This window comes from Saccharopolyspora sp. NPDC002376, assembly GCF_053593195.1.
The window spans coordinates 153259-175555 of the sequence record NZ_JBSFBZ010000005.1 but is presented as its reverse complement, the minus strand read 5'-3'; the positions used below and the strand labels follow the sequence as shown (position 1 = coordinate 175555).

24 protein-coding genes are annotated in these 22297 nt (G+C 68.9%); 15 read left to right on the top strand and 9 right to left on the bottom strand.

What is annotated here, in order from left to right:
* Nucleotides 1-140 precede the first annotated feature (140 nt).
* Complete coding sequence (locus ACWCO2_RS06165) at nucleotides 141-395, bottom strand: SCO4848 family membrane protein (protein WP_450126619.1); 255 nt, start codon at nucleotides 393-395, stop codon at nucleotides 141-143.
* A 91-nt stretch (nucleotides 396-486) separates the two neighbouring features.
* On the opposite strand from ACWCO2_RS06165, the gene ACWCO2_RS06160 reads away from it, so the two are divergent.
* The 4 genes from ACWCO2_RS06160 to ACWCO2_RS06145 all read left to right on the top strand — a co-directional run bounded on the left by ACWCO2_RS06160 (nucleotide 487) and on the right by ACWCO2_RS06145 (nucleotide 4647).
* A complete protein-coding gene (locus tag ACWCO2_RS06160; protein WP_450126618.1) occupies nucleotides 487-1728 on the top strand; it encodes a D-alanyl-D-alanine carboxypeptidase family protein in 1242 nt (413 codons plus the stop codon).
* An 81-nt stretch (nucleotides 1729-1809) separates the two neighbouring features.
* Nucleotides 1810-3255 carry an FAD-dependent monooxygenase gene (locus ACWCO2_RS06155; RefSeq protein ID WP_450126617.1) on the top strand — a complete coding sequence of 482 codons (1446 nt, stop codon included), beginning with the start codon at nucleotides 1810-1812 and terminating at the stop codon, nucleotides 3253-3255.
* Nucleotides 3252-3854: a TetR/AcrR family transcriptional regulator gene (locus ACWCO2_RS06150; protein WP_450126616.1), complete on the top strand. Its 603-nt coding sequence runs from the start codon at nucleotides 3252-3254 to the stop codon at nucleotides 3852-3854. Before ACWCO2_RS06155 ends, ACWCO2_RS06150 begins: the two co-directional genes overlap by 4 nt.
* A 58-nt stretch (nucleotides 3855-3912) precedes the next feature.
* Nucleotides 3913-4647, top strand: a complete 735-nt coding sequence (locus ACWCO2_RS06145) for an alpha/beta fold hydrolase (RefSeq protein ID WP_450126615.1) — start codon at nucleotides 3913-3915, stop codon at nucleotides 4645-4647.
* A gap of 124 nt (nucleotides 4648-4771) precedes the next feature.
* On the opposite strand, the gene yhjD is transcribed toward ACWCO2_RS06145, so the two are convergent.
* From yhjD to ACWCO2_RS06125, 4 genes are all read right to left on the bottom strand, one after another.
* Nucleotides 4772-5800, bottom strand: coding sequence for an inner membrane protein YhjD (yhjD, locus tag ACWCO2_RS06140; RefSeq protein WP_450126614.1), 1029 nt, complete (start codon nucleotides 5798-5800; stop codon nucleotides 4772-4774).
* Between the two features lie 62 nt (nucleotides 5801-5862).
* Nucleotides 5863-6900 (bottom strand): tryptophan--tRNA ligase, encoded by a 1038-nt coding sequence (gene trpS, locus ACWCO2_RS06135; protein ID WP_450126613.1) that lies wholly within the window; start codon nucleotides 6898-6900, stop codon nucleotides 5863-5865.
* Between the two features lie 152 nt (nucleotides 6901-7052).
* A complete protein-coding gene (locus ACWCO2_RS06130; protein ID WP_450126612.1) occupies nucleotides 7053-7277 on the bottom strand; it encodes a hypothetical protein in 225 nt (74 codons plus the stop codon).
* Between the two features lie 281 nt (nucleotides 7278-7558).
* A complete protein-coding gene (locus ACWCO2_RS06125; RefSeq protein WP_450126611.1) occupies nucleotides 7559-10144 on the bottom strand; it encodes a bifunctional FO biosynthesis protein CofGH in 2586 nt (861 codons plus the stop codon).
* Nucleotides 10145-10317: 173 nt separating this feature from the next.
* Between ACWCO2_RS06125 and ACWCO2_RS06120 the strand changes: the two genes are divergently transcribed.
* From ACWCO2_RS06120 to ACWCO2_RS06105, 4 genes are all read left to right on the top strand, one after another.
* Nucleotides 10318-11808 carry a S8 family peptidase gene (locus ACWCO2_RS06120; RefSeq protein WP_450126610.1) on the top strand — a complete coding sequence of 497 codons (1491 nt, stop codon included), beginning with the start codon at nucleotides 10318-10320 and terminating at the stop codon, nucleotides 11806-11808.
* A 239-nt stretch (nucleotides 11809-12047) separates the two neighbouring features.
* The gene (locus tag ACWCO2_RS06115) at nucleotides 12048-13262 is read left to right on the top strand and encodes an NAD(P)/FAD-dependent oxidoreductase (RefSeq protein WP_450126609.1); all 1215 of its coding nucleotides are present in this window, start codon (nucleotides 12048-12050) and stop codon (nucleotides 13260-13262) included.
* Between the two features lie 61 nt (nucleotides 13263-13323).
* Nucleotides 13324-13548, top strand: a complete 225-nt coding sequence (locus ACWCO2_RS06110) for a hypothetical protein (RefSeq protein ID WP_450126608.1) — start codon at nucleotides 13324-13326, stop codon at nucleotides 13546-13548.
* On the top strand, nucleotides 13545-14063 hold the full coding sequence (locus tag ACWCO2_RS06105; protein WP_450126607.1) for a hypothetical protein: 519 nt from the start codon (nucleotides 13545-13547) through the stop codon (nucleotides 14061-14063). Before ACWCO2_RS06110 ends, ACWCO2_RS06105 begins: the two co-directional genes overlap by 4 nt.
* Before the next feature lies 1 nt (nucleotide 14064).
* Here the strand turns inward: ACWCO2_RS06105 and ACWCO2_RS06100 are convergent, their stop codons facing one another.
* Nucleotides 14065-14634 (bottom strand): TetR/AcrR family transcriptional regulator, encoded by a 570-nt coding sequence (locus tag ACWCO2_RS06100; protein WP_450126672.1) that lies wholly within the window; start codon nucleotides 14632-14634, stop codon nucleotides 14065-14067.
* 93 nt (nucleotides 14635-14727) lie between these two features.
* Here ACWCO2_RS06100 and ACWCO2_RS06095 point away from each other — a divergent pair, with 93 nt between their 5' ends.
* The 3 genes from ACWCO2_RS06095 to ACWCO2_RS06085 all read left to right on the top strand — a co-directional run bounded on the left by ACWCO2_RS06095 (nucleotide 14728) and on the right by ACWCO2_RS06085 (nucleotide 16469).
* Nucleotides 14728-15303 (top strand): dihydrofolate reductase family protein, encoded by a 576-nt coding sequence (locus ACWCO2_RS06095; protein WP_450126606.1) that lies wholly within the window; start codon nucleotides 14728-14730, stop codon nucleotides 15301-15303.
* Between the two features lie 15 nt (nucleotides 15304-15318).
* Nucleotides 15319-15903 (top strand): dihydrofolate reductase family protein, encoded by a 585-nt coding sequence (locus ACWCO2_RS06090; protein ID WP_450126605.1) that lies wholly within the window; start codon nucleotides 15319-15321, stop codon nucleotides 15901-15903.
* A gap of 119 nt (nucleotides 15904-16022) precedes the next feature.
* Complete coding sequence (locus ACWCO2_RS06085) at nucleotides 16023-16469, top strand: SgcJ/EcaC family oxidoreductase (protein WP_450126604.1); 447 nt, start codon at nucleotides 16023-16025, stop codon at nucleotides 16467-16469.
* A gap of 7 nt (nucleotides 16470-16476) precedes the next feature.
* Here ACWCO2_RS06085 and ACWCO2_RS06080 read toward each other — a convergent pair whose 3' ends face one another.
* From ACWCO2_RS06080 to ACWCO2_RS06070, 3 genes are all read right to left on the bottom strand, one after another.
* Nucleotides 16477-17271, bottom strand: a complete 795-nt coding sequence (locus tag ACWCO2_RS06080; protein WP_450126603.1) for an exodeoxyribonuclease III — start codon at nucleotides 17269-17271, stop codon at nucleotides 16477-16479.
* Between the two features lie 155 nt (nucleotides 17272-17426).
* On the bottom strand, nucleotides 17427-18755 hold the full coding sequence (locus ACWCO2_RS06075) for a sensor histidine kinase (RefSeq protein WP_450126602.1): 1329 nt from the start codon (nucleotides 18753-18755) through the stop codon (nucleotides 17427-17429).
* Complete coding sequence (locus ACWCO2_RS06070; RefSeq protein ID WP_450126601.1) at nucleotides 18752-19429, bottom strand: response regulator transcription factor; 678 nt, start codon at nucleotides 19427-19429, stop codon at nucleotides 18752-18754. Before ACWCO2_RS06070 ends, ACWCO2_RS06075 begins: the two co-directional genes overlap by 4 nt.
* A 124-nt stretch (nucleotides 19430-19553) precedes the next feature.
* Between ACWCO2_RS06070 and ACWCO2_RS06065 the strand changes: the two genes are divergently transcribed.
* The 4 genes from ACWCO2_RS06065 (at nucleotide 19554) to ACWCO2_RS06050 (ending at nucleotide 22076) form a co-directional block, all read left to right on the top strand.
* Nucleotides 19554-20048 carry a hypothetical protein gene (locus ACWCO2_RS06065; RefSeq protein WP_450126600.1) on the top strand — a complete coding sequence of 165 codons (495 nt, stop codon included), beginning with the start codon at nucleotides 19554-19556 and terminating at the stop codon, nucleotides 20046-20048.
* A 178-nt stretch (nucleotides 20049-20226) separates the two neighbouring features.
* Nucleotides 20227-21093 (top strand): helix-turn-helix domain-containing protein, encoded by an 867-nt coding sequence (locus ACWCO2_RS06060; protein ID WP_450126599.1) that lies wholly within the window; start codon nucleotides 20227-20229, stop codon nucleotides 21091-21093.
* A 333-nt stretch (nucleotides 21094-21426) separates the two neighbouring features.
* A complete protein-coding gene (locus tag ACWCO2_RS06055; RefSeq protein ID WP_450126598.1) occupies nucleotides 21427-21660 on the top strand; it encodes a DUF397 domain-containing protein in 234 nt (77 codons plus the stop codon).
* A 59-nt stretch (nucleotides 21661-21719) separates the two neighbouring features.
* A complete protein-coding gene (locus tag ACWCO2_RS06050; protein WP_450126597.1) occupies nucleotides 21720-22076 on the top strand; it encodes a hypothetical protein in 357 nt (118 codons plus the stop codon).
* Nucleotides 22077-22297 lie beyond the last annotated feature (221 nt).

The following is a 22297-nucleotide window of genomic DNA, read 5'->3' as shown; positions in this document are numbered from 1 at the left end:
AACCGGCGCTCACCTTCCGGGGTGAGCGCCGGTTTTTCGTGCTCGTTGGGTCGGTCTGCAGCTGGTCAGGACCCGTGGGTCTTTTGGGCTGTCATGGCATCCCAAAAGACTCACGGGTGCTGATCAGGCGGAACGGCGTGTCAGGCCGTGGTGTTCTGGTCGTCGTTGGTGCGGCGGGTAGCTCGGAACGCGCGCCAGCCGAGGACGCCGATGATCGTGCCCAGGACCAGGGAGACCACCGCGATCACCAGGTGGACGATCAGGTAGCTCGTCGGGGAGCCGTCTGCCCAGGACCGGTCGCTGTTCCAGATGTTGCGCACGAAGTTGGGCCACAGCAGGTAGGACCACACGCCGAAGGCCAGCAGGAACAGCGCAACACGTCGGGAAATCGTCACGGGAACAGTATCCGCTGTAACCGGCCTCACCCACCGGCCCGGGTGGACTCTGCCCGGACGCGGACCTTCCGGATTGGCTAGCCTGCTGCGTGTGCCTCGACGTGCCCGTGGTTCGGTAAACCTGCTTCGCACCAAGATCGTCGTCTGCGTTCTCGGCGTGGCGCTCCCGCTCATGGGTGGCACCGCGCACGCGCAGGACGGTTGCCCCGATGTCGCGGCGCCTCCGCCGCCGGTGGACACCTCCGAGGTACCCGCGCCCGGCCAGCCCGTTCCGGAGCCCCTGCCGGTGCCTGAGACGCCCGTGGGCGGCGACCAGATGAGCGGGTGCGGGTTCGTCGCCCCGCCCGGCGCGCCGGCTCCGCCGCCCGAGGTCACCGCGGCCAGCTGGGTGCTCGCGGACCTGGACTCCGGTGAGGTGCTGGCCGCGCACGCCCCGCACGCCCGGCACCGCCCGGCGTCCACCATCAAGGTCCTGACCGCGCTGACCGCGATCCGCGAACTGCGCCTGGACGACAAGATCGTGGTGACCCAGGAAGACGCCGATCAGGAAGGCAGCCGGGTCGGCCTCGAGCCCGGCGTCACCTACACCGTCCAGCAGGTGCTGACCGGCCTCATCCTGCGGTCCGGCAACGACGCCGCGCACGCGCTGGCGATGAAGATGGGCGGCGTGGAGGCCACCGTCCAGAAGATGAACGCGCTGGCGGAATCGTTGGGCGCGTTGGACACCCGCGCCGCGACACCGTCCGGTTTGGACGGTCCCGGCATGAGCACGTCGGCCTACGACCTGGCGACCATCTTCCGGATTGCGATGCAGGAGCCCGCCTTCGCCGCGATCGCCGGCACTCAGCAGGCCTTCCTGCCGGGCGCACCGGGCGGTCCGCCGCTGGAGGTGTGGAGCGACAACCAGGTGCTGCGCGCCTACCCCGGCGGGATCGGCGGCAAGACCGGGTTCACCGACGATGCCCGGCACACCTTCATCGGCGCTGCCGAGCGCGACGGTCGGCGGCTGGTAGCGGTGCTGATGCGCGGCGAGAACGAGCCGATCAGGCAGTCCGCTCAGACCATGAAGCTGCTGGACTACGGGTTCGCGCTGGACGGTGCGAGCGCCGTCGGCGAGCTGGTGACCACTTCCCCCGGCGCGCCCACCAACGCCCAGCCGGACGGCCAGCCGGTGCAGGCCCAGCCGGAAGCGGCGTCGATGTTCGGCACGGTCGGCGGACCGCTGGCGCTGCTGGCCGCGGCGACCATCGCCATCGTTGCCGCGATCGCCCTGCAGCGCCGTCGGGCTGCCATCGCCCGCCGTCGGCGCCGCGGTGGAGACGACCACCCCTGATCCGAAAAGCACTACCGGCCGGGTGCTTTCCGTGGTTCAATTCGTTAACGGACCCGTACCGTTAATCAATGGGGGCGGACGATGAGCGTTCTCGTGGTGGGGGCAGGCCCGACCGGACTGGCACTGGCGTGCGGCTTGCGAGCGCACGGCGTCCCGGTTCGAGTCGTCGATCGAGCCGCCGGACCGGCGACGACCTCGCGGGCGAACATCCTGCACGCACGTGGCGTCGAGGTGCTGAACCGGCTGGGCGCTCTCGGCGACCTGCCGGATCGCGCGCATCGCGCCATACAGATCACCATGCACGCCGGGGACAGGATCCTCGCCACCATCAGCTTCGGCGAAGTCGAGGGCGAACAGCTCTCCGCGCTCGTGGTGTCGCAGGCCGAGGTGGAGGCCGAGCTGCGGCGGCGGTTGACCGAGCTCGGCGGCACCGTCGAGTGGGGCCGCGAGCTCACCGACCTGGTGCCGGACGCCGACGGCGTGACCGCGACGATCTCCGGCGAAACGGCGCGCGCGGACTACGTCGTGGGCTGCGATGGCGCGCACAGCGCGGTCCGCAAGCTCACCGGCATCGGCTTCCCCGGTGCGCAGCTGGTGGACCAGTGGCTGCTCGCGGACGTGGACGCCGACTGGGACCTGGACCGCCTCGGCTCGTCGAGTTGGTTCGCCCGGGACGGGATGTTCGTCGCGATGCCGATGCGGAGCCAGACCGACGACCGGTGGCGGTTGATGGCCGACGTCGCGCACGCCGAGGACGACGTCCTCGGCCAGCTGCGCCGCCTGCTCCCCGAGCGCACCGGCCGAACCGACGCACGGCTGCGCGAGGCCACCTGGACCTCGGCCTTCCGCATCCACCGCCGGCTGGCCGACAGCTACCGCTCCGGGCGGGTCCTGCTGGCCGGGGACGCCGCGCACATCCACAGCCCGTTCGGCGGCCAAGGCATGAACACCGGCATCGGTGATGCCGAGAACCTGGCGTGGAAGCTCGCGCTGGTGGTGCAGGGCCGCGCCGGTGCTGCGCTGCTGGACACCTACCAGGCCGAACGGCGGCCGTTGGCCGAGAGCGTCCTGCGCGGCACCACGGCGAACACCAAGCTCATGCTGGCCGGGGGCGTCGTCGGCAGATCAGTGCGCAACCTGTTCACGCGGGTGGCCAACCTCGGAGCGTTCCAGCGGCGCGGGACCTGGCTGGCGTCCCAGCTGTGGGTGAACTACCGCAACGGCCCGCTCGGCTCCCGGCGCGGCCCCCGCCCTCGTCCCGGCGACCGCGTGCCGGACTTGGTGTGCCGGGACGGCAGCGGACGGCGGACGCGGTTGCACTCCGAGCTCGGCGGCCGCTGGGTGGTGCTTTCCAGTCAGGAAGCCGATATCCCGCTCGGGGACGGCGTCGTGCACCTGGTGCCCGAGAACCCGCGTCGCGAGATCCTGTTGGTGCGCCCGGACGCCCACCTCGCCTGGCGCGGGACCAGCACGGCAGAGCTCGCGCGCTGGTTCGAAACGACCTTGCGAACCGGGAGGGCCGGATGACCGGAACGCGCGGCCGACCCCGCAACCCCGAAGCGGACCGGGCGATCCTCCGGGCCGCACTGGACCTGTTCGTCGAAGGCGGGGTCGAGGGCACCAGCATCGAACAGATCGCCAAGCGGGCCGGGGTCGGCAAGCTCACCGTCTACCGGCGGTGGGACTCCAAGGAAGCGGTGCTGGCCGCCGCGATCGAGTTCGCCCGCGACGAGATCCCCGAAACCACACCGACCGGCGTCGCCGACGTACCGGTGGCGACGCTGATCCGGGAACTCCTGCCCGGTCTCGCCGAGGCGATCATCGAACCGCGGCTGCGCGCGATGATCGCCCGCGTCTTCGGGGCGAACGTCAGCCATCCGGAGCTGATGGCAACCTATTGGGAGAACTACGTCCTGCCCCGGCGGCGGACCACCCGGGCGCTGCTGGAACGCGCGCAGGCCGAGGGAACGCTCTCCGCCGATGCCGATCTGGACGTGCTGATCGACATGATGGTCGGCGCCGTGCTGTTCCGCCTGGCCCAGCCCGAACCGCTCGATATCGCGGGGGCCCGCGCCTACCTCGAATCGGTGTACCGCAGCGCCGGGCTCCTCGGCGGTCCGGAGTAGTTGTCGGACCTCGCCCCTACTGTCAGGAGGCGAATCCGAAGGACGAGGAGAGGCGGCCATGGCGACGTTCGTACTGGTGCCCGGTTTCTGGCTCGGAGCCTGGGCTTGGGATGACGTGACACGGGAACTGCGGGCGGCGGGGTACGACGTGCACCCGGTGACGCTGCCCGGGCTCGCGGACCGCGCCGACGAAGCCACCCCGGAGGTGGACGTCGAGACACACACCGCCGACCTGGTACGGCTCATCGAGGACGACGACCTGCGCGAGGTCGTGCTGGTCGGACACAGCGGCGCGAACATGCCCGTCACGGCCGTCGGCGACCGCATCCCGGAGCGGATCGCGCGGGTGGTCTACGTTGACGCCGGGCCGATGCCGGCCGGGGCATCCCTGCTCGACTTCAACCCGCCGGAAGTCCAGGAGGCGTGGCGCGAGAGCGTCGCGGCCGAGGGCAACGGCTGGCGCCTGCCGCTCCCCGACTTCGGCCCGGAGGACCTCGCCGGGCTCGACGACGGCCAGCTGGCCCGCATGCGCACCATGAGCACCCCGCAGCCGTTCGCCACCGCCACGCAGCCGCTGCAGCGGCCTGACGTCCTCCCGGACGTGCCGCGCTCGGTGATCGCGACGACCTTCACCCCGGAGGACGTGCAGGCCATGGCCGACAGCGGCAGCCCGGTGTTCGCGGTGATGGCCGGGGTCGACGTGCACCACCTGCCGACCGGCCACTGGCCGATGCTCTCCCGCCCCACCGACCTCGCCGCCCTACTCGCCGAAATCGCCGCCGGCACCGACTGATCCGACTCTCCCAGGCATGTCATAACCCGACACACCGAAACCTGTGGGCAACCCCCGGGTCCCTGTGGAGAACTTCCGCAATTTCAATGGAAATTGGACATCCGATTTCCATTGGAATTCCGGATCAACGACGGCGGCGCCAGGCCAAGCCGGCGATCGCGCCCAAGCCCACCAGGCCCGCCGTGGCGCGTGCGCCGATGCGGTTGCCGCGCACCTGGACCACCGGGCGGATGATCGCCGGGCCCGGCGGGGGCGGGGGCGTCGGCGCCAGCTCCATGTTCTCCGGGGCGCAGGCCGTCCAGGCGGCGACGAACAGGATGAACCGCGAGGTCAGGTTGGCGAACACCAGCAGACCGAGGATCGGCCCGAACGCCGCGCCGGCCGGGGAGGTGGTGACGCTGTTCAGGTAGATCACCGCGATCTGCTTGAGGACCTCGAAGCCGATAGCGGCGAACAGCGCACCCCACACCGCGCTGCGCAGCGTGACCGGTTGGCGCGGCAGCCGGGACAGCACCCACAGGAACACCAGCCAGCTCGCCGTCAGCGACAGCAGCGCCGCCAGGCCCCGCATCAGGAACACCGCCGCCGCGGTGTGCTCCATCCCGACCAGCTCGAACAGCTTCGGCCCCACACCGCCGCCGAGCGCGCTGATCCCGAACGAGACCGCCAACGCCGCGCCGAGACCGACCAGGGACAACAGGTCGGAGACCATCCGCCGCAGCATCGGCTGCTTGTCCGGCACCTGCGTCCACTGCGCCGTGAGCGCCTCGCGGAGGTTGGTCATCCAACCCAGCCCGGAGTACAGCGCGGTGAGCAGACCGATCACCCCGACCGCCCCGGCCTGCTGGATCGCCTGGTCGACGATGCCGGTCAGCATCTGGCTTATCGCTGAGCTGGGCACCGCCGTGGTGATCGAGTTCTGCAACCGCCCGAGCAGCTCCGGGCTGCCCGCCAGCACGAAACCGGCGACCGCGAAGGCGATCATCAGCAGCGGCACCAGGGCGAGCACGCTGAAGTAGGTGATCGCTGCGGCGTAGTAGTCGCCGTACTGCTTCTGGTATCGCTCGAACGCCCGGATCAGCCGATCCAGCCAACCGTGCTTTCGGCGCAGCAGCACCAGCCGCCCCGGTTTTTCCTCCTGCTGCCCGGTCACGGTGCACCTCCCGCCGCAACGGCTTCCCCTGAACGGTGGCAGGCTAACCGGAGTCGATCAGATCAGCGCATCGGTTGCAGGAAGCCCACTCGATCGAAGACCGTGCGCAGCGTTTCGCTCGCCACCTCGCGGGCGTGCTCGGCGCCGCGGCGCAGGACCTTGTCCAGCTCCGCCGGGTCGTCGAGGTAGTCCTGGACCTTCTCCTGGAACGGCGTCACGAACTCGACCACGACCTCGCCGAGGTCCTTCTTCAGGTCGCCGTAGCCCTTGCCCTCGTAGGCCGTCTCCAGCTCCGGGACGTCGCGCCCGGTCAGCGCCGAGTAGATCACCAGCAGGTTGCTGATTCCCGGCTTGTTCTCGACGTCGTAGCGGATCTCGCGCTCCAGGTCGGTGACCGCGGAGCGGATCTTCTTCGCCGAGCGCTTCGGCGACTCCATCAGCTCGACGACCCCAGCCGGCACCGACTTGCTCATCTTGGAGGTCGGGTCCTGCAGATCGTAGATCTTCGCGGTGCCCTTGGGGATGTGCGCGGCCGGGACCGTGAAGGTGTTGCCGAAGCGGGAGTTGAACCGCTGCGCCAGGTTGCGGGTGAGCTCCAGGTGCTGGCGCTGGTCCTCGCCGACCGGGACCGCGTCGGCCTGGTAGAGCAGGATGTCCGCAGCCTGCAGCACCGGGTAGGTGAACAGCCCGACGCTGACGTGCTCGACTTCCTGCCGGGCGGACTTGTCCTTGAACTGGGTCATCCGGCCGGCCTCGCCGAAGCCGGTCTGGCACTCCATCACCCAGCTGAGCTGGGCGTGCTCCGGGACGTGGCTCTGTACGAACAGCGTGGAGCGGTCCGGGTCGATTCCGAGGGCGAGCAGCTGGGCGGCGGAGAGCCGGGTGCGCTGGCGCAGCTGCGCCGGGTCCTGCTCAACGGTGATGGCGTGCAGGTCGACGACGCAGTAGAAGGCGTCGTGCTCGTCCTGCATGGCGACCCACTCCCGCAGGGCGCCCAGGTAATTGCCGAGGTGGAACGAATCGGCTGTCGGCTGGATGCCGGACAACACGCGCGGCCGAGCCGCGGACTGGCTGTTCTGGGGTGCGGTGTCGCTGCTCACGTGCTGATTCTCGCAAGTCGCGCGCCGCCGGTGGGAACGACCTCCGACAGCGCTGCGGCGGGGTGTCGGTTTTGCCTGAAACTGACCGAGCGCCGGGACGTGGGAGGTGTCAGTTTCAGGCAAAACTGACCGTCGTCCGGCACCGGAGGAGCTCAGGAGGTCTTGCGCTGGTTCTCGGGCGTGACCTTCTTCTTGCGGAACACTCCCGCGACCATGCCGACCACACCGAGCCCTACTGCGGTGAGGCCGACCGGCGTGGCCAGCGAGTCCATCGATCCGCTCATGGCCATCGCCAGCGGGTCGGCAGCGGCCGCCGTAGCGGTCACCAGCGACGCCGCCCCGGCGGCAGCACCAAGCACGGAGACTCGCGTGGCCACGCGAGATATTCGGCTACGCACGAGCGCGCCTCCCTAACGACAGATGACCCAATCGGGTCAGCATTCGTCCGAGTCTGGTGCCGGACCGTACCGGTCGGCCGTCACGCACGTGGTCGCATTGCGTAAACCGACCACGACGGAAAGGATCATATTTTCCCGAGAAATGCTCACGAATTCGGGTCTGTTGATCTTCGAAACGACGCAGGTAGGCGGCCGGTTCACGGCCAGATCACAGCCACTCGATCCAGTGAATGCCGTGACCCGAGACACACTCGAACGGGTCAAGCCTGGCTGATGCCCAGCTGCACTCGCCCCGCCCGCCCGTAGGTGGTGGTCCGCTGCCGCGCCGGACGACCCGCCCGACCAGCCAGTTCGTGCAGCTCATCGACGCTGCGCTCCGATCCGTGCTCGGACCCGGCCATCCGGCTGATCGTCTCCTCCATCAACGTCCCGCCGACGTCGTTGGCCCCGCCGTTCAGCACCTCGGTCGTCCCGGTGTCGCCGAGCTTGACCCAGGAGCACTGGACGTTGTCGATGCGACCGTGCAGCAGGACCCGCGCCATCGCGTGCACCGCGCGGTTGTCCCGGTGCGTGGGGCCCGGGCGGGCCAGCCCGGCGAGGTAGATCGGCGCGTTGCGGTGCACGAACGGCAGCGGCACGAACTCGGTGAGCCCGGCGTTGCCGTGCTCGGCCGCGGTGTCCTGCACCCCGGCCAGCGTTCGGAGGTGGCCCAGCCAGTGCTCAGGCGTGTCGACGTGGCCGTACATCATCGTCGACGAGGACGGGATGCCCAGCCGGTGCGCAGTGCTGATGACCTCGATCCACTCGGCGGCTGGCAGCTTGCCCTTGGTCAGCACCCAGCGCACCTCGTCGTCGAGGATCTCCGCCGCAGTGCCCGGAATGCTGCCCAGCCCGGCTTCCTTCAGCTCGACCAGCCAGTCCGCGACGCTCACCCCGGCCTTGGCCGCCGCGCTGACGATCTCCATCGGGCTGAACGCGTGGACGTGCATCTCCGGCACCCGCTGCTTGATCGCCCGCACCAGGTCGGCGTAGCCGGACACCGGCAGCCGCGGATCGATGCCGCCCTGCATGCAGATCTCGGTGGCGCCGGCCCGCCACGCCTCGTCGGCGCGGCCGGCGACCTCCTCCGGCGAGAGCCGGTAGGCGTCGGCGTCGCGCTCGCGCTGCGCGAAGGCGCAGAACCGGCAGCCGACGTAGCAGATGTTCGAGAAGTTGATGTTGCGGTTGACCACGTAGGTGATGTCGTCGCCGACGACCTCCCGGCGCAGCTCGTCGGCGATCCGCGCGAGCTCGTCCAGCGCGGCTCCGTCGCAGGTCATCAAGGCCATTGCCAGGTCGTGATTCGCTTCGTCCAGCAACGCCGCCGGGTTCGATCCGGCCAGCTGGAGCCCGGCGCGCACGTCGGCGTCGAGCCGCTCCGGGGCGGCGTCGGCGGGTACCTGGGCGCGCAGCTCGTCCCAGTCGCCGTAAACGGTGTCGAAGTCGCCGCGGCGGTCGTCGGTGCGGCCCGAGGTGTCGATGCTGCGGTGCAGGTCGGTGCGGCCGATGGATTCGAACCCGCCGTCCGGCTCCTGCCACTCGCGGCCGACGATCTCGGCGTCCGGCAGCGCCAAGCCGTCCTCGGCGGCCAGCGCCGCAACGTGTCCGGCCACCCGCAGGTCCAGCCACTGCGTGCTGTCGCCCGCGAGCCCGGCGCGCACGTAGCGCGGGTAGGCGGTGAGCCGTTCGCGCAGCTCGAACCCGGCTTCCGCGGTGGTCGCGGCCAGGTCGTCCAACTGGGGCCAGGGGTGCTCGGGGCTGACGTGGTCCGGGGTCACCGGGGAAACCCCGCCCCAGTCGTCGATCCCGGCGCGCAGCATCAGCAGCTGCTGGTCGCCGACCAGGTTCGGCGGCGCCTGCACGCTGACCCCGGAGGGCATGAGCAGCCGCGCGACGGCGACGGTGGCGGCCAGGTCCTGCAGATCGGCGTCGGGCACGTCGCGCATCGCGGTATCCGGTTTGGCCCGGAAGTTCTGCACGATGATCTCCTGCAGATGCCCGTACTGGCGGGCGACGCTGCGCAGCGCGAGCAGCGATTCAGCGCGTTCGGTGCGGTTTTCACCGATGCCGATGAGGATTCCGCTGGTGAACGGCACCGCCACGCGCCCGGCGTCCTCCAGCGCGCGAAGCCGGACCGCGGGTTCCTTGTCGGGGCTGCCGAAGTGCGGTCCGCCCTTGTCCCGCCACAACCGCTCGGCGGTGGTCTCCAGCATCATGCCCATGCTGGCCGCAACCGGCTTGAGCCTGGTCAGCTCGGACCAGGACAGCACGCCGGGGTTGAGGTGCGGCAGCAGTCCGGTCTCCTCCAGCACCGCGATCGCGCAGGACCGCACGTAGTCCACAGTGGAGGAATAACCGCGCGCCTCGAGCCACTCCGCGGCCGCCGACCAGCGCTCCTCCGGCCGGTCGCCCAGGGTGAAAAGCGCTTCTGTGCAACCGGCCGCGGCACCCTGCCGGGCGATCTCGACGACCTCTTCGCGCTCCAGGAACGCCGACTCGACGCGGTGCGGCACGGTGGCGAAGGTGCAGTAGTGGCAGCGGTCCCGGCACAACCGGGTCAGCGGGATGAACACGTTGCGGGCGTGGGTGACCACGCCGGGCCGACCCTCCGCGACCAGGTGCGCGTCCCGCGCGCGACCCGCTGCGGCCAGCAGTTTCTCCAGGTCGTCGCCTCGGGCGTGCAGCAGCACGGCAGCCTCCGCGGCGTCCAGCGAGACGCCGTCGGTGGCTCGGCGAAGAGCTCGGCGCATGGCCGACTCGCTCGGGGTGGGTTCCGGCAGGGCGAGTTGCAGATCTACGACCGACACCAGGCGACTCTATGGCCGATGTGGGGGGTCTCGCAGCCACCGAAGACGTGGCTCAGCGCTCACTTTCGGCAAGGTAATTACTCCGTTTCGCCCTACCAGGCGTCGCCGAAACAGGCGCAGAATCCGACGGATACCTGGGTGGATCACACACTCTGTCTCCATAGGAGGGACACGTGTCACGCAAAGGAATGAGTGGCAGAACTGCGCGCATCGCCGGTTCTGCCCTCGCGCTGGCCCTGTTGGTGCCGGCCGGAATCGTCAGCGCGGCTACCCCCGCGCCGGCGACCACCGCCGCTCCCGCGCACTTCGTCGTGGTCGGACCGACCGGTGACGGTCTGCAGCAGACCGAGGACTCGGTCCGCGCGGTCGGCGGCACGGTCGTGCAGAGCTGGCCGCAGATCGGGGTCGTCGTGGCGACCTCCACCGACCCCGGATTCGCCGACGCCGTGCGCACCCAGCCCGCGGTCGAGCAGGCCGGGAACAGCCGCAACCTCGCCGAGCAGCTCCCGCCGACGCAGTCGACGCGACTGGAAGCGCTCGAGGGCACCACCGGCGCCAACACCTTCGCCGCGCAGGCCGACCAGGAGCCGCTGGAAGCCGAGCAGTGGGACATGCGGCAGATCAAGGCCGACCAGGCCCACACGATCTCGCAGGGCAGCAAGGACGTCACCGTCGGCGTGCTGGACTACGGCATCGACCCGACGCACCCCGACCTAAGCCCGAACCTGGACCTGTCCAAGTCGGTGAGCTGCACCAACGAGGGCATCCCGGACACCCGCCAGGAGGCCTGGCAGCCGCAGGACGAGACGCAGGCCCACGGCACGCACGTGGCGGGCACCATCGCCGCGGCGCGCAACGGCGCCGGCATCGTCGGTGTCGCGCCGGACGTCTCGCTGGCCTCGGTGCGCGTGATCGATGACGACGGGTTCATCTACCCCGAGTACGCGATCTGCGGTTTCGTCTGGGCCGCCGAGCACGACATCGACGTCACCAACAACTCCTACTTCGTCGACCCCTGGTACCTGTGGTGCGACTCCGACCCGGACCAGAAGGCCGCAGCCGAGGCGGTGCGCCGGGCGGTCGACTACGCCAACGGCAAGGACGTCGTGACCGTGACGTCGGCGGGCAACAGCAACTGGGACCTGTCCAAGCCGATCCGCGACACCGACAGCCCGAACAACGGCGGCCCGACGCAGGACCGCAAGACCGGGCACGAGTGCCACGTCCTGCCGGGCGAGCTGCCGGGCGTGGTGTCGGTGTCCGCGGTGGGAGCCGACGCGGTGAAGTCGTACTACTCCAACTACGGGACGGGTTCCATCACGGTGACCGCCCCGGGCGGTGACAAGAACCAGATCCCGGACACCCCGTCGAAGAACGGCCGAGTGCTGTCCAGCGTGCCCGGCGGCGGCTGGGGCTGGATGCAGGGCACCTCGATGGCCGGTCCGCACGCGGTCGGCGTGGTCGCGCTGCTGCGCAGCAGCCACCCGGAGTGGAACGCCCAGCAGACGATGGGCGCGCTGGCCAACCAGGCGGACACCCTGGAGTGCCCGACGAACTACGACCCGGACGGCGACGGCAAGCCGGACGCGGTCTGCTCGGGCGGCAAGAACGGCACCGGCTTCTACGGCGCAGGCCTGATCGACGCCCTCGACGCCGTCCGGTGACCCGCGGGGACCACAGTTTCAATTGAAACTGTAGAACTCCCTCACGGCGGATCACAGTTTCAATTGAAACTGTAGATCCCGGACCCCGAACAGGTGATGAGCGAAGGGCCCCTCCGACTCGATCGGCCGGAGGGGCCCTTCGCCGTTCTGGGTTGCCGGGCAGAACCCGGGGACGGACGCTCGGTGCCAGTGGAAACCGGTGGGGAGCGAGGTCGGTTGTGGGGGACTCGGAGCGATTCGTGATCGTGGGCGCCGGGATGGCCGGGGCCAAGGGCGCCGAGGCGCTGCGGGCGCTGGGGTTCGACGGACGGATCTCGCTGTTCGGCGACGAACCGCACCGCCCCTACGAGCGACCGCCGCTGTCCAAGGACTACCTGCTGGGCAACGCCGAGTTCGACGCCGCCTACGTGCACGACGAGAACTGGTACCTCGAGAACCGGGTGGACCTGCAGCTCGGGATGACGGTGCAGCGCATCGACCGCGCCCTCCGCCAGATCGAGCTCACCGACGGCACCCGCATCGAGTTCGACAAGCTCCTGCTCACCACCGGTGCGCACCCCCGATCCCTGCCGGTGCCCGGCGTCGACGCCGAAGGCGTGCTGTACCTGCGCCGAGTCGAGGACTCCGACCGCATCAAGCAGACCTTGGCCGAGATCGAGCGGCTCGTCGTGGTCGGCGCGGGCTGGATCGGCCTGGAGGTCGCCGCCGCAGCCCGCACCGCAGGCGTGGCCGTGACCGTCGTCGAGACGGCAGAACTGCCGCTGCTGCGAGTGCTCGGCCCCGAGGTCGCCCAGGTGTTCGCCGACCTGCACCGCGCGCACGACGTCGACTTCCGCTTCGGCTCCGCGGTCGACGAGATCCACGTGACCGACGGCCGCACGACCGGCGTCCGGCTGACCGACGGCGCCGACATCCCCGCCGAAGCGGTGCTGGTCGCGGTCGGCGTGGACCCGGACGTCGCGCTGGCCCAGCAAGCCGGTCTGCGAGTGCGAAACGGCATCCTCGTGGACGCCTCGCTGCGCACCCCGGACCCGAACATCGTGGCGGCCGGCGACGTGGCCAACGCCTTCAACCCGTTGCTGGGCAAGCAGATCCGCGTGGAGCACTGGGCGAACGCGCTGAACCAACCGGCGACCGCGGCGGCCTCGATGCTGGGCCGAGACGCGGAGTACTCAGAACTCCCCTATTTCTTCACAGATCAGTACGACCTGGGAATGGAGTACCTCGGTTACGCCGAACCGGGGGACTACGACCAGGTGATCTTCCGAGGCGACGTGCCGACCCGAGAGTTCATCGCCTTCTGGCTCAACGGAGGCCGAGTCCTAGCGGCGATGAACGTCAACGTCTGGGACGTCCAAGACCAGCTGAAAACCCTGATCACCTCAGGAACAACGGTCGACGCAAAAGCCCTGGCCAACCCCAACACCCCGCTGAACGACCTAATCGCCCACTAAACCCCTGGAACCGCCCGATCGAGCGTTGTACACTCCCAACGCAGTGTTGCACACTCGCAACATGATCAGCAGCGGTCGGCACCCGAAGAAGGAAATCGTGAAAGCGATCTGCCTCGCCAAGGAAGACGGACTCATCGCGATCGAACGACACACCGGACACCGCTGGGGTGCCATCGTCTGCATGCAGTGCAAGGAGAGGATGTCCATCTGGTGCACACCCAGAGTGCCGGAAAATGACGTCGCGAAGATAAACAGGTTCCGCAGCCGCCACCAGGAGTGTTCATGAACAGCCACGAGTTCACGCTGATCCTCGACCGAACCCCCAACGACGAGGAGTACGACGCGTTGTTCGAGGCGGGGTGCGACGACGCCGTTGTCGAGATCCGCAACGGCGCAACACTGCTGGACTTCACCAGGGAATCCCCAACCCTGGCCCACGCACTGGTCACAGCAATCCAGGATGCCGAACGCGCCGGGTTCCGAGTGGAAGGCGTGCAGACCGATGACTTGGTCTCCCTGCGCACCATCGCGGATCGACTGGACCGAAGCTACGAGAGCGTCCGCCTGCTGGCCGCGGCACGTCGCGGGCCAGGCGGATTCCCAACGGCACTGTCCGGCGACGGCTGGTCGCTGTACTCCTGGTCCCAGGTGGCCGATTGGTCAACCCGACACCTCGACGCGCGGCCATCGGTGGACGCCTTCGAGATCGAGATCGCCGCTACCAACCATCTCGTTCGAGCTCGGAACATGTTGCGGGACAACGAGAACCGGAAGGAATTCACGACCCTGCTGGGCGCTTGAGTCAGGTGGCGAGGGAGCGGGTTACGAAGGTGGCGATCAGGTCATTCTCGTCGTAGTCCGCCAGGACTTCGGGGACCGTCAGGTGTTCCAGGATCAGGCCCGTCATCGCGTAGTAGAGCAGGACGGTGGTCATGTCGTCGCCGGGGATTCCGGACTCCCGGCGGCCTTCGACGTTCATGTTCAGGTTGTCGCGCAGGGTTTTCGTCAGCGCCGCTTGGAGTTCCGGGCGACGAGTGGCCTCCAGGCGGAGTTCCAGCAGCGCCAGCCAGCCGGTGCGGTCGCCGGAGATGTGGTGGTAGAGCGCGCGCATCAGCTCGGCGAGCAACTCCGGCGACGGCGGCATCTGCGCTGATTCGACTTCCGCCGGGTCGAGCGTCAGCCGGTGGTGAATGTGCGCGCCGACCTGGTTGAGCAGGTCATCGCGGTTGGCGAAGTAGTTCGACGCGGTGCCCTTGGGCACACCCGCCTCGGCGTCCACCGCGCGGAAGGTCAGACCGCGCGCGCCGTCCCGCGCCAGCACCTCGATCGCGGCGTCGACCAGCGCGAACCGCCGCTCCTGGTTCTGCACCATCGCGTCCTCCAACATTGCCACTTGACAACCACTACACACATAGTACTACATTTGAAGCACTACGAACGAAGTGGTTTGGCCAGGGAGGCGCGGATGCGAAAACTCACCTACTTGATCGCCTCGACCATCGACGGCTTCATCACCGGCCCGGACAACACCAACCCGGACTTCTTCCTGCACGAGGGCGACCACGCCCAACCGACCCGCGACGAGTTCCCGGAGATCATGCCGACGCAGTTCCGCCCGCTGCTCGGCCTCGAAGACGCGCCGAACAAGCACTTCGACACGGTTCTGCAAGGCCGCAGCACCTGGGAGATCGGCGTACAGGACGGCACGACGAACGCCTACCAGCACCTGCGCAACATCGTTTTCTCCCGAACGATCGCCGAAAGTCCCGATCCCACAGTGGAATTCGTCGCCACCGACCCGCTCGAGCACGTGCGAAAGCTCAAGCGCGAGGACGGCATGGGCATCTGGCTCTGCGGCGGCGGAAAGCTCGCGGCAACCCTCCGCCCGGAGATCGACGAACTGATCATCAAACTCCACCCGGTGGTCGCCGGAGCCGGAATCCCCTTGTTCGACGGCGAATTCAGCCCCGAGCAGTACGACCTGACCAACGCCCAGACCTTCAACAGCGGCGTCGCCCACCTCACCTACACCAAGCGCTGAACCTGGAAGACCACCTTGCGAAAGCTCACCTACTGCGCCGCCATGACGATCGACGGCTTCATCGCCGCCCCCGACCGCTCGGACCCGAGCAGCACCGGGCTCATGGCACCGACCCCCGAGTACATTCCGGCGCTGCTCGCCGAACTCCCGGAGATCATCCCGACCCACCTGCGCGAACCGCTCGGCATCGCCGACGTCGAGCCGAAGCACTTCGACACGGTCGTCGAAGGCCGCAACTCCTACGAGATCGGCCTGAAAGCGGGAGTGACCAACGCGTACGCGCACCTGAAGCACTACGTGTTCTCGCGAACGCTGACCGAAAGCCCGGACCCCGGAGTGAAACTCGTCGCGACGGATCCGATCGAGAAGATCCGCGAGCTGAAAGCCGAGCCGGGCAAGAAGATCTGGCTGGTCGGCGGCGCGCAGCTGGCCGCAGCCCTCCGCCCGGAGATCGACGAGCTGATCATCAAGCTCAGCCCGGTCGTCGCCGGAGCCGGAATCCCCCTGTTCGACGGCGAATTCAGCCCCGAGCAGTTCGACCTGACCGCCGCCGAGCCCAAACCCGGAGGCGTCATCCACCTGACCTACCAGAAGCGATGACCACCGCGATCCCCGAGCCGAGACCGATCAGCGGCTCGGGGAGGCACCGGCACGACACAGCCGCGACGTGACGCATCACACATCGCGTAGACCTCTACGTTGATCGAGGTAGCAATCTCATGACCATGAATAACACCACGCGAACCCCGGTCATCGAGGACACCACCAGCGATCACGAGCACGACGTCGCAGCGATCGCGCAGGTGATCGCCGACACCGAGACGGCCTTCAACACCAACGACCCCGATCTCATGACAGCGCACTTCGCGCGGAACGCCACGGTCGTCAACGCCGTCGGTGTGCAGCTGTCCGGCTGGGACGCGCTGCTCGAGGCGAACCGCAAGGGCCTGGCCGGATTCCTCCGCGACAAGCACGTGAAGTACGAGCTCAGCGACATCACGTTCATCCGCCCCGACGTCGCTCTCGCGCACAAGCACGCCCGAGCCACCCAGCCCGATGGCGAGCTCATCGACGTCGACCCCGCGATGGTCGCCCTCTACGTCCTGGTCAAGGAACAGGGCCGCTGGTGGATCGCTGCCCGCCAGAACACCCCCACCAAGTCCTGAACGAACCTCAGACGTCGAAAACAGCCGTCACCGGCGCGTGGTCGGACCAGCGCTGGTCGTAGGTCTCGGCCCGCTCGACCAGCGCCGACGTCGCCTTCTCCACGAGGCCGGGGGTGGCCACGTGGAGGTCGATGCGCCAGCCGGAGTCGTTGTCGAAGGCCTTGCCGCGGTAGGACCACCAGGAGTACGGGCCGGGGCCCTCCGGGTGGAGGTGGCGGACCACGTCGGTGTAGCCGCTCTCGTACAGGCTGGTCAGCCAGGCCCTCTCCTCCGGGAGGAAGCCCGCTGCCTTGCGGTTGGCCTTCCAGTTCTTCAGGTCGACCTCCTGGTGGGCGATGTTCCAGTCACCGCACACCAGCACTTCGCGTCCTTCGGCCGCGGCGCGCGCGCAGAGGCCGTCCAGGTACGCGCGGAACTCCTTCATGAAGCGTTCCTTCTCGTCCTGGCGCTCCGTGTCGACCTCTCCGCTGGGCAGGTAGAGGCTTCCGATCACCAGACCCGGCAGGTCGATCTCCGCGTACCGGCCGCTCTCGTCGAACTCCGCGGAGCCGAAACCGATGCGCACCGCTTCGGGCTCGGCACGGCTGTAGATCGCGACGCCGGCGCGGCCCTTCGCCGAACTGGGCGCGAGCAGGGTGTGCCACCCCTCGGGTTCGCGAACGGCGGCGGTGAGCTGGTCGGGCTCCGCGCGCGTCTCCTGCATGCAGATGACGTCCGCTTCGGTGGCGGCCAGCCACTCCACGAAGCCCTTCTTGGCGGCAGCGCGCAGGCCGTTGACGTTGACGGTCGACACAATCAGCACGTCCGTGAGCGTAACCACCACCGCTGATGATCACCCCACGTGGTCACGCCGACTCGGGGACACCTGCCGAGCGCACGTTTCCGCTGTTCAGCGGCTGTGAGCACTTTGGGGTGCTCTAGCGACCCAAAGTACTCACGGGTCCCGACCAGCCAGGCTCACCGATGCGGACGGGTGCGGCGGCGGTCACGTCGGCGGGTCGTCCGCGGTGCCGCCGGGCGCTGCCAGAGCCACATGCAGACCCGGGCTCCGCCGAGGCTGGAGCGGTCGACAGCGAGGCGACCTCCGGTCGACTCCGCGACCCGGCGCGCGATGTCGAGGCCCAGACCGGTCGATCCGGCGCTGCTGCGGCCGCGCTGCACGGCCTCGGACAGCTCCGCCACGCCCGGGCCCGCGTCCTCCACGATCACGCCGACCACACCATCGTTGCGCTGCAACGACACCACGAACTCGGTCGCCTCCGGGGTGTGCCGGAAGACGTTGCCCACCACGGCATCCACCGCCGCTGCCAGCTCCGCGCTCGGCACCGGAACCAGGACGGATCCGTCCGCACCGCGCAAGCCCCACGGCCGCTGCTGGTCCTCAGCCAGCGCCGACCAGAACTCGAGCCGTTCGCGCAGCAGTGCCGCGACGTCGCAGTCCGCATCCTCACCCGGACCGGCGCGGCGAGCACTGTTGATGACCAAGTCCACCTCGCGTTCCAGCCGGTCGATGGCGATCCGGGTCTGCTCGGCAGCTTGATCATCGCCCAGCGCTTCGGCATTCAAGCGAAGCGCAGTCAGCGGAGTGCGCAGCCGATGCGACAAGTCCGCCGCCATCTCCCGCTCCGCGGCAAGTAACTGACGCACACGGTCAGCCATCGTGTTGAAAGCCTGCCCAGCCGCCACCAGCTCCGGCGGGCCACTCGGATCCACTCGGACGCTGAGCTCCCCCGCACCCAACGCCGACGAAGCATCCGCCAGCCGGATCGTCGCGCGAACCATCCGCGCGGCCAACCGATCTGCGACCAGCAAGGAGCCGAGGACCAGCAACAACCCGACCGCGCCGAGGATCAGCCAAGACCGCAGCACACCACGGGTCTGATCCGCCGCCGGGACGAAGACCTCGACGATCGCCGTACGTCCGCCGTCCAGCGCGATCGGCTGCACGAACGCCGCCCCGCCCGGCACCTCGACGGTCGAGGTCCGCGCATCCGCCAACGCCAGGCGAACCTCCCCAGCCCGACTCGTTCCGATCACGCCGCCGTCCGGCAGGTGCACCGCGAGACGGCCCAGCTGGCCTGCTCCGGTGCTGGCCACCGCCTTGCCGATCAGCCCGTGGTCGTCCGTGGTCGCCAGCACCGGCGCCAGCGCGACGGCCTGCCGCTCGGCGTTGGAAATCGCCTGGTCCCGGGCCATCTCGCGGACCACCAGGCCGAGCGGGATGAGGAACGCCAGCGCGACCATCGAGGTCACCGCCAGCGCCACCAGGACGACCGTGCGTCTCATTCCGGTTCCACGAGCTTGACCCCGACGCCGCGCACCGTGTGCAGGTAGCGGGGTTCGGCCGCGCTCTCCCCCAACTTCCGGCGCAGCCAGGACAGGTGGACGTCGATCGTCTGGTCGTCGCCGTAGGACTGCCGCCACACCTGGGACAGCAGCTCGCGGCGCGGCACCACCCGCCCCGGCCGCGAGGCGAGGTAGGTCAGCAGGTCGAACTCCCGGCGGGTCAGTTCCAGCTCGGCGTCGTCGAGCACGACCACCCGGCTCTCCGGATCGATGCGCAGCCCGCCGACGGTGATCAGCTGCGCCGGCTGCACACCGCGGGCGCGGCGCAGCACGGCTTCGATGCGGGCGTTGAGGTGTTCGCTGGAGAACGGCTTGACGAGGTAGTCGTCGGCGCCGGCGCGCAGCAGGCGCACGATCTCGGTCTCGTCGTCGCGGGCGGTCGCCACGATGGTCGGCACGTCGGAGACGCCGCGGATCATCTTGAGGGTTTCGCCGCCGTCGAGGTCCGGCAGCCCGAGGTCGAGGATGATGACGTCCGGCGGGTGCTCGGACACTTCGCGCAGCGAGTCGAGGGCCGTGCCGACGCTGCGGACCACCCAGTCGCGCGCGGTCAGGTCCCGGATCAGCGCAGCGCGCACCACCGGATCGTCCTCGACAACCAGCACCACAGCCATGGCGGGCACCATAACGGGGCAGTGAGAGTCGTTCGTGTTTCGGTGAACCTCCCCACGTCGCCGACAGCGGTGCAGGTTCGGCTGGTTGCGCGGAGTCGGCGCGGACGTGGATGATTGCGCTCCCGTGCGCATCCATCGAGCCTTCACCTACGTCGGCGTGTGGCTGGCGGCGACCACTGCTGCCGTCACGGTGACCTGGCTCGGCGTGCGAGACGTCATCCACGGCGCGGTGTTCGACCAACCGGATCCACCGCCGGTGGCCCGCGCCGTCACCGTGTCACCAACGGAGCAGCCGCCGCCCCCCGAGCCACCGCCGACCACCACCGCCGCAGAACCAACCACAGTGGACACTCCGGCTCCCGAAGTCACCACACCGATCGAGGAACCAGACGACGCCGAGGACGTGCGCGCCTACGACGTCACCGGCGGCACGGTCGTGCTCGAAGTACTCCCAGAGCGCGCAACGCTGATCTCAGCCACCCCGCGCGCGGGGTACACGGTGCAGACCTGGGAACAGCCCGGCTGGCTGCGGGTCGAGTTCACCACCGACGGCGCAGCTTCCTCGCTGATCGCCACCTGGCACGACGGCCCGACCTCGGTCCAAACCTTCGAGAACTGAACCGCTACGACGAACGCACGGTAATTGATCGATTTCTCCTGGTTATGGCCCGGTAGGTGCATCCAATCCGGGCAAGGCGCTCGACCTTGGCACGGATTCCACTACTATTCCCTCGCGTAACGTTCCACAGCTGGATCACGACTAGCTGTCGTAGTGTCCCCCCTTCAGGAGGTCTCGCGTGGCCCCGGACAGCGCCACGAGCAGCGGTCCCACTGCGCGCCGCCTCGTGCTCGGCAGTCAGCTGCGCCGGTTGCGCGAAGCGAGCGGCATCTCCCGCGAGGACGCCGGGTACGCCATCCGCGGCTCCGGTTCGAAGATCAGCCGATTGGAGCTCGGCCGGGTCGGTTTCAAGGAACGCGACGTCGCCGACCTGCTGACGTTGTACGGCGTCAGCGACGACACCGAACGCGAGTCCTTTTTGGACCTGGTGCGCCGCTCCAACGAACCGGGCTGGTGGCACCGCTACAACGACCTGATGCCCTCCTGGTTCCAGGACTACGTCGGCCTCGAGGAATCGGCCTCCCGGATCCAGACCTACGAGATCCAGTTCGTGCCAGGCCTGCTCCAGACCGAGCGCTACGCCCGCGCAGTGGCCACCCAGGGCCGCCCGGAGTTCACCGAGGACGAGCTGGACCGCCGGGTCCGGCTGCGGATGCAGCGGCAGAAGCTGTTCAGCCAGCCGAAGGCGCCGCGGGTGTGGGCGGTGATCGACGAGTCGGTGCTGCACCGGCCGATCGGCGGCCGCGAGGTGCTGCGCGAGCAGATCGAGTTCCTGCTCGAGGCGACCAGCCTGCCCGCGGTGACGTTGCAGATCCTGCCGTTCGAGCTGGGCCGGTCAGGCGCGGAGGGCGCGTTCACCGTCCTGCGCTTCGCCGAGCCGGAGCTGCCGGACATCGTCTACCTCGAGCACCTCTGCGGCGCGCTCTACCTGGACAAACCGGACGACGTCGAGGTCTACAGCAAGGCCAGCCACCGGCTCGCGGTCGATGCCCAGACACCGGAGCAGACCCGCAAGACCCTCAAGGCCGCCCTGCAGCAGGCCTGAGCGGCGTCATCCGCCCGGACGAGCGCTGACCACTTTTTGCCGTTTTCAGCACTGAGCGGCACCCGCCCGCGCACTGCCCCACCTTCGCGTCGAACTCACATCGAGCACCAAAACACGCTGGTCATAGCGGTTTTGCATGCCCGAATCGCACCTTCCGGGTGGAACCCAACGACGCCGCGTTCGCCCGGTTACGCCCTCGATGCCGACCATGATCAACATCACACCCGCGTGCACGTGCATTCAATCGTGCATCTGCACCTGCTAACTTGAATGCACGATCAACTGCACGTGCAGATGGTCGTGCAGCGTTAGTTCGCGGGAAGTGGGGTTCGGATGCCGAACATCCAGAACGGCATGTCAGCCAAGCAGGTTCCCAACGCGCTGTGGCGCAAGAGCCGCCACAGCGGCGCGGTGGGCAACTGCGTGGAGCTGACACCGGTCGATGGCGGAGTGGCGGTCCGGAACTCCCGCTTCCCCGAGGGGCCGGCCCTGGTCTACAGCCGGGACGAGCTCGCCGCCTTCCTGCACGGAGCCAAGGACGGCGAGTTCGACGACCTGATCGCCTGAGCGGCGGAGACCTCGCGCCGAGCGGGGTCGCAACCCTCACGACGGATATCGGTGGCGCCATGTACGACATTACGAACGGCCTGCAAGCACTGGTCGCGCGCGACTTCCAGTTCGCGCACCCACGTGATGCCGACGGTGGGCTAGTCGCCGTGGTCGGCATCCGGGTGCACCGCGGCGTCTTCGACATCCTGCAGCTGTTCGGCGAGACCGACGCCGACGCGGCCCGAGTCCCCGGCGACGAGTCAGACGTGCTGTTCCCGAACAAGGTTCTGTGGCGCACCACCGGCCCGGCGCGCGACGTGATCAACGAGCTGCTGACGCTCAGCGACCCCGCCCCGGACATGGGATCACCTGCCACGGGCTTCTGGATGCCGACCAACGCCGGCCGTTCGGCCTGGCTGGCCGCCTCCGCCTGAGCCCCGCACCCCAGATCCCCGCCCCGACCCCGGCGCCGATGTCCTCTGCGGACTCAACGCACCGGGAACCCCGAAGAGATCGAGTTCCCGCGCCACCCCGACATGGCGCGGGAACTCGATCGGGGCGGAAGTTCCCAATTTTAGGGAAATTTGGAAACCCCACCGGCCAACGTCAGGCGCGCTGGCCCAGCGTTCCCACCGTGCAGGCGTGCAGCTGACTG